12 protein-coding genes and 1 tRNA gene are annotated in these 14,848 nt (G+C 59.1%); 8 read left to right on the forward strand and 5 right to left on the reverse strand.

Translation table 11 applies throughout. The annotated features are described in order from the left end of the window. Positions 1–130: 130 nt before the first annotated feature. From CLH61_RS01655 to pyrF, 4 genes are all read left to right on the forward strand, one after another. Entirely contained in the window at positions 131–427 is a 297-nt protein-coding gene (locus tag CLH61_RS01655) for an integration host factor subunit beta (RefSeq protein WP_099612963.1), read from the forward strand. Between the two features lie 72 nt (positions 428–499). Then, positions 500–802 (forward strand): LapA family protein, encoded by a 303-nt coding sequence (locus tag CLH61_RS01660; protein ID WP_099612964.1) that lies wholly within the window; start codon positions 500–502, stop codon positions 800–802. Further along, positions 802–1,971 carry a lipopolysaccharide assembly protein LapB gene (gene lapB / locus CLH61_RS01665; RefSeq protein WP_099612965.1) on the forward strand — a complete coding sequence of 390 codons (1,170 nt, stop codon included), beginning with the start codon at positions 802–804 and terminating at the stop codon, positions 1,969–1,971. Before CLH61_RS01660 ends, lapB begins: the two co-directional genes overlap by 1 nt. A gap of 45 nt (positions 1,972–2,016) precedes the next feature. Next, a complete protein-coding gene (pyrF, locus tag CLH61_RS01670; protein ID WP_407657548.1) occupies positions 2,017–2,721 on the forward strand; it encodes an orotidine-5'-phosphate decarboxylase in 705 nt (234 codons plus the stop codon). An 87-nt stretch (positions 2,722–2,808) separates the two neighbouring features. Here pyrF and CLH61_RS01675 read toward each other — a convergent pair. Together CLH61_RS01675 and CLH61_RS01680 are read right to left on the reverse strand one after the other, a co-directional pair. Then, a tRNA-Asn gene (locus CLH61_RS01675) sits at positions 2,809–2,884 on the reverse strand. 70 nt (positions 2,885–2,954) lie between these two features. After that, the gene (locus CLH61_RS01680; RefSeq protein ID WP_099612967.1) at positions 2,955–4,139 is read right to left on the reverse strand and encodes a pyridoxal phosphate-dependent aminotransferase; all 1,185 of its coding nucleotides are present in this window, start codon (positions 4,137–4,139) and stop codon (positions 2,955–2,957) included. Between the two features lie 169 nt (positions 4,140–4,308). On the opposite strand from CLH61_RS01680, the gene uvrB reads away from it, so the two are divergent. After that, on the forward strand, positions 4,309–6,369 hold the full coding sequence (gene uvrB / locus CLH61_RS01685; RefSeq protein WP_099612968.1) for an excinuclease ABC subunit UvrB: 2,061 nt from the start codon (positions 4,309–4,311) through the stop codon (positions 6,367–6,369). Positions 6,370–6,407: 38 nt separating this feature from the next. Here the strand turns inward: uvrB and rimI are convergent, their stop codons facing one another. Then, on the reverse strand, positions 6,408–7,520 hold the full coding sequence (rimI, locus tag CLH61_RS01690) for a ribosomal protein S18-alanine N-acetyltransferase (protein WP_099612969.1): 1,113 nt from the start codon (positions 7,518–7,520) through the stop codon (positions 6,408–6,410). Between the two features lie 201 nt (positions 7,521–7,721). Here rimI and CLH61_RS01695 point away from each other — a divergent pair, with 201 nt between their 5' ends. After that, positions 7,722–9,221 carry a RimK family protein gene (locus CLH61_RS01695; RefSeq protein ID WP_099612970.1) on the forward strand — a complete coding sequence of 500 codons (1,500 nt, stop codon included), beginning with the start codon at positions 7,722–7,724 and terminating at the stop codon, positions 9,219–9,221. 20 nt (positions 9,222–9,241) lie between these two features. On the opposite strand, the gene CLH61_RS01700 is transcribed toward CLH61_RS01695, so the two are convergent. Continuing rightward, a complete protein-coding gene (locus CLH61_RS01700) occupies positions 9,242–10,405 on the reverse strand; it encodes a cation diffusion facilitator family transporter (protein ID WP_099612971.1) in 1,164 nt (387 codons plus the stop codon). 403 nt (positions 10,406–10,808) lie between these two features. Between CLH61_RS01700 and CLH61_RS01705 the strand changes: the two genes are divergently transcribed. After that, complete coding sequence (locus CLH61_RS01705; protein ID WP_099612972.1) at positions 10,809–11,837, forward strand: quinone-dependent dihydroorotate dehydrogenase; 1,029 nt, start codon at positions 10,809–10,811, stop codon at positions 11,835–11,837. 271 nt (positions 11,838–12,108) lie between these two features. Here the strand turns inward: CLH61_RS01705 and rmf are convergent, their stop codons facing one another. Beyond that, positions 12,109–12,318: a ribosome modulation factor gene (gene rmf / locus CLH61_RS01710; protein WP_099612973.1), complete on the reverse strand. Its 210-nt coding sequence runs from the start codon at positions 12,316–12,318 to the stop codon at positions 12,109–12,111. A 333-nt stretch (positions 12,319–12,651) separates the two neighbouring features. Here rmf and rlmKL point away from each other — a divergent pair, with 333 nt between their 5' ends. After that, positions 12,652–14,826, forward strand: a complete 2,175-nt coding sequence (rlmKL, locus tag CLH61_RS01715; protein ID WP_099612974.1) for a bifunctional 23S rRNA (guanine(2069)-N(7))-methyltransferase RlmK/23S rRNA (guanine(2445)-N(2))-methyltransferase RlmL — start codon at positions 12,652–12,654, stop codon at positions 14,824–14,826. Positions 14,827–14,848 lie beyond the last annotated feature (22 nt).

Consider the following 14,848-nt stretch of genomic DNA (forward strand, 5'->3'; position numbering starts at 1 on the left):
GTTTCCTTTTGGTATGAAAAAAACGGGCTGTAACAGCCCGTTTTTTTTGTGTTTTTTTCAGGTTTGGCTAAACTAGGGTCATGGAGCTGGCAACCGGCTTTCCGATAATAATGAAAGAGGGATTAGCCTCATGACGAAGTCTGAACTTGTTGAGCTGATTGCTTCCAAGCAGACACAGCTTTCCGTGAAAGATGTTGAGCTGGCAGTAAAAACCATTATTGATCACATGTCTCAGTCCCTGGCGGATGGTCACCGGATTGAGATCCGCGGATTCGGCAGTTTTTCGTTGCACCATCGTGCGGCAAGAACCGGGCGCAATCCCAAGACGGGTGAAGCTGTTCAGCTGCCCGCGAAGTTCGTACCGCACTTCAAGCCGGGCAAGGAGCTGCGCGAACAGGTCAACGACAGCATGAAAAAGGGATTCTGAATCCCCTGCGGCGATTGAAAGGGCCCGACTTCGGTGTGGGCTCCTGTGCAGGGCTAGAGGAGTGGGAGATCTATGGCCGGTTTGCAGAAGGTGCTGATTATCCTGGTTGTGCTGGTGCTGGTGCTGCTTGCGCTGGTGTTCTCCCTGAACAATCAGATGGCCGTATCCCTCAATTTCCTGCTTTTTGAAACCCAGCCACACGGTGTTGCGGTGTGGATTATCATGGCCTTCGTGATCGGTGCGCTGGTTGGAATTCTTATCACTATGCTGGCAACCGTGAAAACTTCCGTTTCCCGGCGTAACCTGCAAAAGCGGCTCTCGCATGCGGAGCGGCAGTTGGAGCAATCCAGGGCCGAGAACGACCGGACTCTTTGATGGATATAGTGTTTCAGTGGCTACTGTTAACGGCAGCGGTAGCTGCTGGTTGGCTTGCCGGTCGTTTTTCCCGCTCTCCGGAACGTAGTCGTCGCGTGATCAGTGACGAAACCTCAGTTCGCGACCGTCTCCAGTTCCTGTTTACCAATTACTCCGACCAGGCGGTCGAAAACTTTGTCCAGTCCCTGGCGGTTAACCGGGATACAGTCAGTCTCCACCTTTCTATTGGTGCCCATTTTCGCCACAAGGGTGAAACCGACCGCGCCATTGTCATTCACCAGAATTTGCTGGCTCGTCCGGAACTGCCTGCCCGCTTCAGCCCGCAGGTTACTTTTGAGCTGGCACTTGATTACCTGAACGCGGGGTTGCTCGACCGGGCGGAAGCCCTGATGCACCAGTTGATGGGGGATCGTGATTACGGGCGGCGCGCGGCAAGTCAGCTGATTGATCTTTACCAGCAGGAGCGGGAATGGGGCAAGGCCGGTCAGGTGGCGAGAACCCTGATGAAGGATGGTGTTGATCCGGAACTGGAAAAGACCCTGGCCTATATCACCTGTGAGCTAGCCGATGAGGCCCTTAAGCATGATGATCGCTGGGGTGCCCAGAAGCTGTTGAAAGAGGCCCTGGAGTATGATCGCTCCTGTGTGCGTGCCACCTTTATCGGGATGACCATGCTGATCCGGCAGGGCAGTTTCCGGGATGCCGCCAGCCAGAGTCTGAAGGTTTTCGAGCAGAACCCGGAGTTCGGCTCCGAGGCGATTGACCGGCTGATGAAGCTGGAGCGGGAGCATGGCGATATCGGTCGACTGGTGAAGAAGTTGCGCAAGCTTTATGCCACCTGGCCCAGTACCAGTTTATTGCTGGCGCTGGTGGACTCGGTGGAGCGTGCATCTGGCCGGCCAGCGGCGATTGACCTGCTTCGCATGGAGCTGGAGGTGCGCCCCAGTGTCCGGGGTTTGCTGCGCCTGGTGGAAATGGCCGGTTACGAGAAGGGCATGACGACGGATGAAGGCCGCCTGGTCAGCCGTATCGGCCACTTGTTGCTGGCCAACCGGCCGGTCTATCGCTGTGTCAACTGCGGTTTTTCCGGGCAGCAGCTGCACTGGCTGTGTCCCAGTTGCAAGAACTGGGAAACGGTGCGCCCTATCCAGGGCGTGGAAGCCGAGTAAACCGCTTATTAATCCATTTGTCTTTGCAGGACCTGTATTGTGACTATCGTTACCAACCCCCGCATCATTGTTGCCCTGGATTTTCCGTCCGGAGATCCGGCGCTCGCCCTGGCGGATCAGCTGGATCCGGCCAAGTGCCGTCTCAAAGTGGGCAAGGAGCTGTTCACCCGCTCCGGGCCGGAGCTGGTTCGCACCTTGCAGGATCGTGGCTTCGAAGTGTTCCTGGATCTGAAATTCCACGATATTCCCAACACCACGTCGGCAGCGGTGGCTGCAGCGGCAGACCTCGGGGTGTGGATGGTGAATGTGCATGCGTCAGGTGGTGAAAAGATGATGGTGGCCTGTCGCGAACGCCTGGAGTCGTTTGGCAGTGATCGGCCGCTGCTGATTGCAGTGACGGTGCTGACCAGTATGTCCGCGGAGGATCTGGCGGGTATCGGCATCACCGACTCACCGGAGGCACAGGTGTCCCGGCTGGCTTCGCTGACTCGTAATTGTGGCCTGGACGGCGTGGTTTGTTCGGCACAGGAGGCTCCCCGCCTGAAGGCTGAGCAGGGCGCCGGCTTCCAGCTGGTTACCCCGGGCATCCGGCCGCTGACGGCAGATAAGGGCGACCAGCAGCGCATCATGACGCCGGCAGAGGCAATTCGGGCTGGCAGTGACTACCTGGTGATCGGTCGGCCGATTACCCGGGCTGCCGATCCTCTGGCGGCGCTGGAGGCGATTCATGGGGAGGTGAGCGCCCTGTAAGGGGCGTCATTGCCGGCTCGGAACGTCAGCGCCTGTAGAACAAAAAAAAGCCCGCTGACTCAGTGAATCAGCGGGCTTCTGGAATAGTGGCTCCCCGACCTGGGCTCGAACCAGGGACAAACGGATTAACAGTCCGTTGCTCTACCAACTGAGCTATCGGGGAACGTCGTCATGTGACGAGGCGCGTATATTAAGTTGGCTATACCGCCCCGTCAACCCCTCGCTAAAAAATTTTAGCCAAGTGCTTTCTGGAGGCGCTCGACCGCCTTCTGCAGGTTATCCATGCTGGTGGCGAAGCTCAGGCGCATGTGGCCCGGGGCGCCAAAGGCGGAGCCCGGAACCAGGGCAACCCCGGCTTCGGTCAGCAATTTCTCGGCAAACTCCACGTCGTTGCTGACGCTGTCGTCGGCGTCGATGGCGCCCTGAAAGCTCGGGAACACATAGAAGGTGCCGTCACCATACAGGCAGTCGACTCCGGGCAGGCCGTTGAGCGCCTCCACCAGCCAGTCGTGACGCTGCTTGAATGCCTTGACCATTTCGCCTACGCACTCTTGCGGGCCGTCCAGTGCAGCCTGGGCCGCGGCCTGGGACACGGACGCCGGGTTGGACGTGCTCTGGGACTGGATCTTCTTCATGGCGCCGATCACCCGCGCCGGGCCGGCAGCGTACCCGATACGCCAGCCAGTCATTGAGTAGGCCTTGGAAACGCCGTTGAGCACGAAGGTGCGGTCATACAGTTCCGGGGTGGCGTTCAGGATGTTGCAGAACGGCTTGCCGGTCCACAGGATCGGTTCATACATGTCGTCCGTTGCCACCATGACCTGCGGGTGCTTCTTCAGAACCTCGCCGAGGGCCTTGAGCTCTTCCAGGGTGTAGGCCATGCCACTGGGGTTGGACGGGCTGTTGATCACGAACAGACGGGTTCGCTCGGTGATGGCGTTCTCCAGCTGCTCCGGGGTGATCTTGAAACGGGTTTCCGCGGAGGTTTCAATGATGACCGGCTTGCCTTCGGCAACAATTACCATATCCGGGTATGATACCCAGTAAGGCGCAGGAATGATGGCTTCGTCACCCGGGTTGAGGATGGCCAGGGCCAGGTTGAAAAAGCTCTGTTTGCCACCACTGGATACCAGGATCTGGTTGGCTTCGTAATCCAGGCCGTTGTCCCGTTTGAACTTCGCGATGATCGCCTTTTTCAGCGCAGGCGTACCATCAACCGCGGTGTACTTGGTCTGGCCGTTGTTGATGGCCTCGATCGCGGCTTGTTTGATGTGTTCGGGGGTGTCGAAGTCCGGCTCACCGGCACCCAGGCCAATAATGTCCTGGCCTGCGGCACGCAGTTCTGCGGCCTTGTTGGTGACTGCGAGGGTGGGAGAGGGCTTGATCGCCTGTACTCGGCTGGAAAGTTGAAGGTCCAAACTTGCGCTCCTTGAAAGCTGCGTCTGATGGGCTCCGTCTGCCCGGTGAACGGCGAGAGGTGTTCACTTTTCGGGCATCCGTCGATGGGCCTGATGTTATCATGAAGCCCGCGCAACGATAAGTTTCTCTGCACTCTGCCAGCGCTATTCCGGAGGTTCTTTGCCAGTTATGGCCACTACAGATTCCACAGCACCGAAAAAGGAAGGGGTTTTCCGGGTCGATTCACCCTACGCCCCCGCCGGCGACCAGCCCAAAGCCATCGAAGGGCTGGTGGACGGCATCGAGTCGGGCCTGGCACATCAGACCCTGCTGGGCGTAACCGGCTCAGGCAAGACCTTTACCATTGCCAACGTCATCGAGCGGGTGCAGCGTCCGACCATCATCATGGCCCACAACAAGACGCTGGCCGCCCAGCTGTACGGGGAATTCCGTGAGTTCTTCCCGGACAATGCGGTTGAGTATTTTGTCTCTTACTACGATTACTACCAGCCGGAGGCCTATGTTCCCTCCTCTGACACGTTCATCGAGAAAGACGCCTCGATCAACGAGCACATCGAGCAGATGCGGCTGTCTGCCACCAAGGCACTGCTGGAGCGCCCGGACGCCATTATTGTTGCAACCGTGTCGTCGATCTACGGCCTGGGTGACCCCCAGTCCTATCTGAAAATGATGCTGCACCTCGATCGCGGTGACCACATCGACCAGCGGGACATTCTTCGCCGGCTGGCTGAATTGCAATACACGCGGAACGATATCGAGTTTCACCGGGCCAATTACCGGGTGCGCGGAGAGGTCATCGATGTCTTCCCGGCGGAATCCGAAAAGGAGGCCATCCGCATCGAACTGTTTGATGACGAGGTGGAGAATCTCAGTTATTTCGACCCGCTCACCGGGGAGGTTCTGCGGCGGGTTCCCCGGGTAACCATCTACCCCAAGTCTCACTACGTGACGCCCCGCCAGACGGTGCTGGATGCGGTTGAGAAAATCAAGGTAGAGCTCGATGAACGTCTCCAGCAGTTGCGGGATAACAATCGCCTGGTGGAAGCCCAGCGTCTGGAGGAGCGGACCCGGTACGACATCGAGATGATGATGGAGCTGGGGTACTGTAACGGTATCGAGAACTACTCCCGCTACCTGTCCGGCCGTCGCCCGGGCGAGGCGCCGCCCACGCTGTTTGATTACCTGCCGCCCAATGCCCTGCTGGTGGTGGACGAATCCCATGTGACCATTCCGCAGATTGGCGCCATGTACAAGGGGGACCGGTCCCGCAAGGAAACCCTGGTGGAATATGGCTTCCGGTTGCCGTCCGCCCTCGATAACCGGCCCATGCGCTTTGACGAGTGGGAGCGGATTGCCCCCCAGATGATCTTCGTGTCGGCTACCCCCGCCAACTACGAGGCGGAACACGCTGGCCAGATCGTCGAGCAGGTGGTGCGGCCCACAGGGCTGCTGGATCCGGAAATCGAAGTGCGGCCAGCGTCCACCCAGGTGGATGATCTGTTGTCGGAGATCCATGCACGGGTTGCGGTGCAGGAGCGTGTACTGGTAACCACCCTGACCAAGCGGATGGCGGAAGACCTGACCGACTTCCTGATGGAGCACGACATCAAGGTGCGTTACCTGCATTCGGATATCGACACCGTGGAGCGGGTGGAGATCATTCGTGACCTGAGGCGGGGTGAGTTCGATGTGCTGGTTGGCATTAACTTGTTGCGCGAAGGTCTTGATATGCCAGAGGTTTCACTGGTTGCTATCCTTGATGCGGACAAGGAAGGTTTCCTCCGCTCAGAGCGCTCGCTGATCCAGACAATCGGTCGCGCGGCGCGCAACGTGCATGGCAAGGCGATCCTTTATGGCGACCGGATTACCGGTTCCATGCAGAAGGCCATTGATGAAACTGCGCGCCGTCGGGCAAAACAGATGGCGTACAACGAGGAGCATGGCATCACCCCGACGGGGCTCAACAAGAAGATTGCCGACATCATGGAGGGGGCTGCCGGTGGCGGGCGCGGCCGGCGTCGCGGGGAGCGTCCCGGCGAGAAGGCTGCGGAAGAGGCCGAGCAGTATCGCCTGAAGGCCGGCGGCAGGTCGCCGGACGAAGTGCTCAAGGAAGTGTCGCGGCTTGAGGATGAGATGTACAAGGCGGCCGCAGAACTGGATTTCGAGACGGCGGCGCGGTTACGGGACGAGATTGCCGGTTTGAAAGAAGCGGCCCTGCGGACCGGCTGACCGGCTCAGGGCCTCGAGCCATGCTGCCGCGGCAGCAGTCATTTTTTCGGGCCGACAATGACGGCGGCCTGTAAGGGCTGGCTGCCGCCATAGCGGGACATTTTCTCGAAGACCCGGCGGTCGATGGGCAAATACTGCTTGTCGGCCACGGTTTCCCCGGCGTCGGTATCAATTTCCGGATCGTGAAGGTACACAAACCGGTCATCGATTGCACAGACGGTCACCCAGTGGGGAACGCGGCTGCGGTTGAGTTGCCAGGTGCTGATCAGGATCAACGGAATCTTGCCCTCTTTGAGGGCGTTCTCCATGGCGTCCAGGGTCAATGGGTCGTGATGGAGCTGAATATCGGTCTGCCCGATGTCATGAATAAAGCCTTCGTGCACCAGTTCCAGGACTCGTTTCTTGTCGTCATTTCTCACCGTGTCCTTGAACAGCGCTCCCTCCTTGCTGATGTAAGCGGACGCATGGAAGCCGCGGTTCCAGGCTGCCAGTGCGAGGCCGTGGGGGCCGCAGCCGCCGTGGCCCGCCAGCATGAAAATGGTGGTGGCTTCGCGCCAGATTTTCAGTTCGTCCAGGGTGGTAAGGGGCTGCTGCTCATCCACTGCCGCCATGGCCATGATCAGTGCTGCAGGGCCGCAGGAAAACTCCGTGGTCTGAGGGTAATAGGGCACCGGCAGGAACTTTTGTGATGGCGCGTAGAACAGGATCCGGCGCTCGAACCGCAGGGCATTGCCGTGGTCCTCGTAGTAGTCCCGGTAGGTGCCGAACTGGCGATAGCCCAGCCTGCGATACAGGTTGATGGCGCCGTGGTTGTCTTCGCGGACTTCCAGGCGCATGACAATCCGATCCGCGCCGACCGCCTCCTGTTCAGCCCGTCGCACCAGTTGTTCCCCGATGCCCTGGCCCCTAGCGGCCGGCGAGACGGCAATGGAGTAGATCCGGGCCAGGCGGGTGGCGGCATTCATCAGCACCAGACAATAACCCGCAATCGCGCCGTCGGTCAGCGCGACAATCAGCCGGTCCCGCGGCATCTCCAGAAACCGCCGGAAACTGCGGCGGGAGATGCGGTCTTCACTGAAGGTGTGATTCTCCAGTGCCACCAGGGCGTCCAGGTCGTGACTGGTCGCCAGGCGAAGTTCAGGGTTTGCCATAATGCAGGGCTCCGGCGTTTCCGGGTGGAAGATTGCGGGTAGGGTTGTCCGCTATTATGGTTGAGAGAAGGTAAAGCTGAAAGGCAGCAGCAGGGCTGCGAGGATGCGTAAAAGCACTCATGGGCGAGTGATTGTACCGCTTCCGGGGCCGGCGTATTCTCCGCTTTTCAGGACTCGCACCGCAATGGAGGAATGCCATTTATGTCTCGCCTGTTGATCGTTGTCGATCGCGCCAAGGACTGGGCTCCGTACTACCCCAGCGAAGACGTTCTCACCTTTGACCAATACCTCCAGTTTTCCGCGCCAGCGGCGAGTCGGGTGCGGGTTATCAATCTGTGCCAGAGCGCCAGGTACCTGAGCAGGGGCTACTATTGCTCGCTGCTGGCGGAAGCCCGGGGGCATCATGTGGTGCCGTCGGTGATGACGCTCAACGATCTCAGTCGCAAGGGACTGTTTTCGCTGGAGCTTGAAGAACTCGACGCCAGTGTGATCCAGTGGCTGGAAGCCTCCGGCTCCGCCATCGAGCCGGGCAGTGATGATCGCAACGCGACTCACGAGGTGCGTATCCGCAGCTATTTCGGCCAGGCCCAGCACCCTGACCTTAAGCCGGTGGCCCGCGCGCTGTTTGAGCGTTTCCCGTGCCCGATCCTGGAGGTGGTGTTCCGTCGCCGTAAAACCTGGCAGATCGAGTCCATGAAACCGGCATCTCCGGCGGACCTGAGCGAGCCGGAGCAGGATCTGTTTGCCGCGGCGCTGGACCGCTTCAGCAGCATTGTCTGGCGCAAACCGCGGACCCGGCGCCGTTACCGTTTCGACCTGGCCATACTGGTAAACCCGGACGAAGAGTTGCCGCCCAGCGACAAGGTTGCCCTGGGCCGCTTTGAAAAAGCCGGTCGCAAGCTGGGAATCAATGTGGAGCAGATAACCCGCCGCGACTACATGCGCATTCCGGAATACGATGGCCTGTTTATCCGGGAAACCACTGCTATCGATCATCACACCTACCGTTTTGCCCGCAAAGCGGAAGCAGAAGGCCTGGTGGTGATTGACGATCCGGTGTCCATTCTGCGTTGTACCAACAAGGTGTTCCTGGCAGACCTGCTGAAGAACAACAAGGTACCGACACCCAGGACGCTGATTCTCTCGAAGGACCAGAAGGACGCCGTGGAGCGGGTGGTCAGTGAGCTGGGGTTTCCGGTTGTAATCAAGATCCCTGATGGTGCTTTTTCCCGCGGGGTTACCAAGGCTGAGGACGAAAAAACCTTGCGGGCAGGCCTGAAGGCATTGTTCCGGCAATCTGCTCTGGTGCTGGCGCAGGAGTACCTGTACACAGATTACGACTGGCGCATCGGGGTACTGGGTGGCCGTGCTATTTTTGCGTGCAAGTACATGATGGTGAAAGGTCACTGGCAGATTTACCAGCATGGTGGCTCCCAGGTCGAGAGCGGCGGCTTTGAAACCCTGCCGACCTATGAGGTGCCGCGGAACGTGATTCAGGCAGCGCTGAACGCCACCCGGCTGATCGGCAATGGTCTGTATGGTGTCGACATCAAACAGTCTGGTAACCGGGTGGCGGTGATCGAGGTTAACGACAACCCCAGCATCGACTCCGGCGTGGAGGATCAGTTTCTCGGCGGTGAGCTGTACACCCTGATCATGCAGGAGTTTCTGTCACGCATGGAGGAGAACCGCAGGCGCTGAGTGGGCGACTGCGGCCCGGCTCAATGGGGCGCGCTGTACCAGACCCGCAGGCTGCCAAACCAGGCATAGTCGGATAGCGCAGCTTCGATATCGGCAGCCCGGGGGGCGGAATCACTGAACGGAAGCTCGAACATCAGTTCAATGTGCACCTTGTTGCGCAGATAATGCAGACGAATCCGGCTCTGCGGGGGCAGGGCGTCGCAATAGTCCGCCAGCAGCGCGCGGATCTCCTCCCGGGTTGGCAGCCGCTCGGAAGTTGGCATCGCATCTTCATCATTCTCCGCATCAATGTGGAAATTGATATCGCGGATGTTATCCAGTTGTTTGCGCATCCCTTCCACCACTTGCATACCAATATGGTGGCCTTCTGACACGCTGATCTCCGGCCGGACCTGCAGATGGATATCCAGCAGAATGTCATGCCCCATACGGCGGCTGCGCAGTTCGTGGACATTGCGTACGCCTTCGGTTTTCATCGCCGTGTCGGTGAGCATGCTGGTGTCTTCCGGCGACAGCCCGGTGTCGACCAGTTCCCTCACGCTGTCCCAGGTAAACTGCCAGCCGATCCGGCCAACAATGACGGCGATGATGATGGCGGCCAGGGCATCCAGCCAGATGTAGCCCAGCATGGCCCCGACGGTGGATAGCACCACAATGACGGAGGAAAACGCGTCGGTCCGGCTGTGCCAGGCATTGGCGATGATCAAGTCGGAACGGATAAGTTGCCCGATGTGGCGGGTGTAGCGGAAGATCCACTCTTTGCCGATAACCGAGACGACAGCCGCCGCCAGAACCGGCCATTCCGGAGCTTCCGTCACGCCCCCGGCCAGCATGCGCAGGATGTTGTCCCACGCCAGAGCACCGCCGACGGCGATCAGAATGCTGCCCAGCACCATGGTGCCAATGGTTTCGATGCGTTGATGGCCGTAAGGATGATTCTCATCGGGGGCCTGGCGGGATACCTTCATGACCGCTATGACCACGAGGTCTGACGCGACATCGGTAAAGGAATGGATGCCGTCCACGATCAGCGCCTGGGAGTGGAATAATGCACCGACAATACATTTTATAATACCGAGCGCTGCATCCAGGATCATACCGATCACGGTGACCCGGGTGGCAGCATCCCGTTCCTTGTCGAGCCCGTGGTACCTGGGGTGAACGGATGACGTGTTTTCAGACATGCAAGCGGATCCTGGCAGTGTGTCGGAGAGGCAGTCTCTATTATGGACGATCTGGTACGTTTGTCCGTTTTATGCACATGCCAAATAAGAGGCGATGTGTAAAGCGGACGTTACATGGCTGTTAGATTACCATTTCCGGCTTTTTAACTTCATGATTTAACAGCAAATAATAACTGGTTAAAAAATGATCAATCTGTAGGGCGGCGCACTTCCCAAGGGATCGCAAACGATGGTCAGGCATTTTCAACAGAGTTATCCACAGATTCCGTGGAAAAGGTCACAACACCTTAACCTTACAGTCATTTAGCTGTCATCGGATTATGCAGAAAGCGTCTGTGGAAAACTTTCGGTATACTCCTGCGCACAGAAATCGGCCCCGCCAAATCACCCGAGGAGTTATAACATGTACGGTCTTCTCCGTAACCTGTTGTTCACACTGGAGCCTGAACGCGCTCATAACGTCACTTTAACGGGGCTGGACCTGGCCGAGAAGCTCGGGGTATTGAAAATGCTTGTTCCGGCAGTCCGGCCCTTGCCGGTTACGGTGATGGGACTGGACTTTCCCAACCCCGTGGGCCTGGCGGCGGGTCTCGACAAGAATGCGGACCATGTGGACGCGCTGGGGGCGCTGGGATTCGGTTTTATCGAGGTGGGCACCGTCACTCCGCTGGCCCAGCCCGGTAACCCGGCACCCCGGATGTTCCGTTTGCCCGAGCATCAGGCCATCATCAATCGCATGGGATTCAACAACGAAGGCCTGCAACACCTGCTGGCAGCCGTTGACCGGCGCAAGTACAAAGGTGTACTCGGTATCAACGTCGGCAAGAACAAGGATACTCCCAATGAGGAGTCTGAATCCGATTACCGCAAGGGTATTGCCGCAGTCTACACCCGCGCGGACTACATCACGGTCAACGTGTCGTCACCCAATACGCCGGGATTGCGGGACCTGCAGTTCGGCGACTCCCTGAAGCGCCTGCTGGAAGCCATCAAGGACGAGCAGGGTATCCAGCAGCGGGAAACCGGCAAGTACGTTCCGATAGCCGTCAAGATCGCGCCGGATATGGACGATGAGGGTATTCGTTTTGTGGCCGCCGCTTTGCGGGACAGTGGTATGGATGGCGTCATTGCGACCAATACCACCATTGCTCGTGAGGCCGTCACCGGACACTGTCATGCACAGGAAGCAGGAGGTCTGAGCGGAGCGCCGGTGCGGCAGCCGTCATTACGAGTCATCGAAGGGCTGTATGCCGAGCTGGGTGACACCCTGCCGATCATCGGTGTGGGTGGCATAACCGACGGTGCCAGCGCCGCGGAAAAGATCCGTGCCGGCGCGAAGCTGGTCCAGATCTACACAGGTTTTATCTACCGGGGCCCTGCGCTGATCGGCGAAGCCGTCGAGGCCATTCGTGCCCTGCAACAGGATCGGTGAGGTGTCAGGCGAGGGGTGCGATAAGGGGTGCGATAAGGGGTGCGATAAGGGGTGCGATAAATATCTGTACCGCAAAAAAGATGGGCCCGCTAAGCGGGCCCTGGCGGGGAACGAACCCCGTGGCGAGTTATCGCATGGTACGGGTCGGGAGGACCCGTTTGGGTTGCTCTGTTGAAAATTCCCTGTTGTGTGGTTTCAGTTAATCTGTTGCTTCAAAGACCAGAGTAAACTTTCGGGGTCCTGATCCAGGTTAAAGGTACTTGCTTGCCGGTCAGGCTGTGACATTCGCCATCTTGTGAATGCCTGAAACGCCGGTCATGCCCTCCCACTGATCTGTACGGCCTTCACGCCACCCGTTTAACCACTCCTGTCTCACTTCCGGTTGCTCGAGCGGGCAGCTGTCTTTTGGTTTACCGGACACGCCAGCCAGGTATCCCCGTTTGAATGCACGAGCGTACATGTCTCTCTTCTGTCTTTTCATGCCGTTCCTCACTGATGGATTAACAGAACAAAGTGTACACATCTGCCTTGAACGTACCGGCTGAGCAGGGTTGGCCGGGATTTCTACCCGGGTATTTGCTCACTTGCCAATACCAGTCAGGACAGTCAGGATCCTTTGTCCGGAGGCCTTTTTTCGGCCCCGGGAACGACGCGTCACCTACAAGGTAAGTCGAAGGTTGCGCCGATGTACACTATTTATTTCATATATGTGTCAGCTTTCTTATGTTTGTGTGAAATAACACGCGGTGGGTTACCATAGGAAACCACGCGAATCCGCATTGTTAGCCGGCCGTTACACTTTCGGGAGCTCAACTTGGCTGAACTTAACTTTTTTGTAACCTGCCCCAAGGGCATCGAGTATCTTCTGGCCGATGAGCTGAAGGAATTCGGCATGGAGCCCTTCCGCAACGCGCCGGCCGGAGTCTGGGCCAGCGGCACCCTGGAAGCGGGTTACCGGGCCTGTCTGTGGTCGCGACTGGCCAACCGCGTCATCCTGCACCTGGCCGATGTCAGTGCCACCACCGGGGATGAGCTTTACCAGGGGGTACAGGACATCAACTGGCAGGACCACCTGGCGGTCAGCGGCACCTTCAAGGTAAGTTTCAGCGGCCAGAACGAAGCCATCCGCAATACCCAGTTCGGCGCCCAGCGGGTGAAAGACGGTATTGTCGACCGGCTGCGTACCGGTGATGGCCGGCGGCCGTCGGTGAACCCGAAAGATCCTGACGTCACCATTTCGGCCCGGCTGCACCGGGGAACCCTGGCAGTGGGGATCGACCTCAGCGGCGACAGTCTGCACAAGCGCGGCTACCGCACCGAACAGGGTGCGGCTCCGCTCAAGGAGAACCTCGCGGCTGCCCTGCTGATCCGGGCCGGATGGCCTGAGCTGGCGGCACAGGGTGGCGATTTCATCGATCCCATGTGTGGCTCTGGTACCCTGCTGATTGAGGCAGCGATGATGGCGCTGGACCTGGCACCCGGGCGCAAACGTGAGGGCTTTGGTTTCCAGCGCTGGCTCGGCCATCAGCCGGACTTGTGGCTGGCGTTGCGTCAGGAAGCGGAACGCCGCGCCCACGAGGGTCGTCAGGGCCAGTGTCCGCGCATTGCCGGCTACGACCAGGACCACAATGTGATTGCGACTGCCGCGCGAAACGTGCAGCGGGCAGGGCTTGAGGGCGTTGTCCATGTGGAGTGTCGGGAACTGGACCGGTTTGCCCTTGAGGGCGACTGGGCGGTGCAGGGGCTAGTGCTGACCAATCCGCCCTACGGCGAACGGCTGAGCGATCGCAAGCAGCTTGGCACGCTGTATCACCGCCTGGGTGAGGTGGTGCGGGAGAACCTGACCGGCTGGCGACTCGGTGTTTTTACCGGCGTCCCCGAGTTTGGCAAGTCATTGGGCCTGCGGAGCTACAAGCAGTACCGCTTGTTCAACGGCAAGCTGCCGGCGCAGTTGTTGCTGTTCAATGTCGACAAGGACAGCGAAGTGGCGCCGAAGGAGATCGGTGAACCCAGCGAGGTCATGCCCCGGATTGCCAATCCGGAGCGTGCCGCCATGCTGGCCAATCGTCTGAAGAAGAACATGAAGACCCTTGGCCAGTGGGCCCGCAAGCAGGGAATTGGCTGTTACCGTGTTTACGATGCGGATATGCCGGAATATGCCCTGGCCATCGATATCTATGAAGGGCGTATTCACGTCCAGGAATACGCCGCTCCAAAAACCGTTGATGCCCGCTCGGCCCGCGAGCGGTTGGCGGAGGCGCTGGCGGTAATTCCCGATGCCCTGCAAATGGACCGTGCGGTGATGGTGTGCAAGCAGCGCCAGCGCCAGACCGGAACCAGCCAATACGAAAAGCAGGGCACCAGCGGTGAGTTTTTCAATGTCCATGAACACGGCTGTGTGTTGAAGGTCAACCTGCGGGATTACCTGGATACCGGGCTGTTTCTGGACCATCGTCCGGTGCGCCACTGGATCCAGCGCCATGCCCGCGGCAAGCGTTTCCTGAATCTGTTCTGCTATACCGGTGCGGCCAGTGTGCATGCCGCGGTTGGTGGCGCAACCCGTTCCCTCAGCCTGGACATGTCAAAGACTTACGTGAACTGGGCGCGGGAGAACCTGGCCCTGAACGGGGCGTCGCCGCGCTATCATCAGGTTGAGCAGGCTGACTGTCTGGCCTGGCTGGAGGCACGGCCAAAAGCCGGTGAGGTGTTTGACCTGATCTTCATGGATCCGCCGACCTTTTCCAACTCGGCACGGATGGAAGGGGTGCTGGATGTGCAGCGCGACCACGGCCGGATGATCGAGCAGGCCATGGCCCGCCTGAGTTCGGAGGGATTGCTGATCTTCTCCAACAACTTCCGTCGCTTCAAGCTGGACGAATCACTGGCGGAAATGTTTCAGGTTGAGGAGGTGTCGCCGTCTACCATCGACCGCGATTTCCAGCGTAACCCGAAGATTCATCGTTGCTGGCATATCCGCCACCGGGGCTGAACCCGGTGGCTCGCCGGCCGGC

The sequence above is a fragment of the Marinobacter profundi genome, from assembly GCF_002744715.1.
Taxonomy (GTDB): domain Bacteria; phylum Pseudomonadota; class Gammaproteobacteria; order Pseudomonadales; family Oleiphilaceae; genus Marinobacter; species Marinobacter profundi.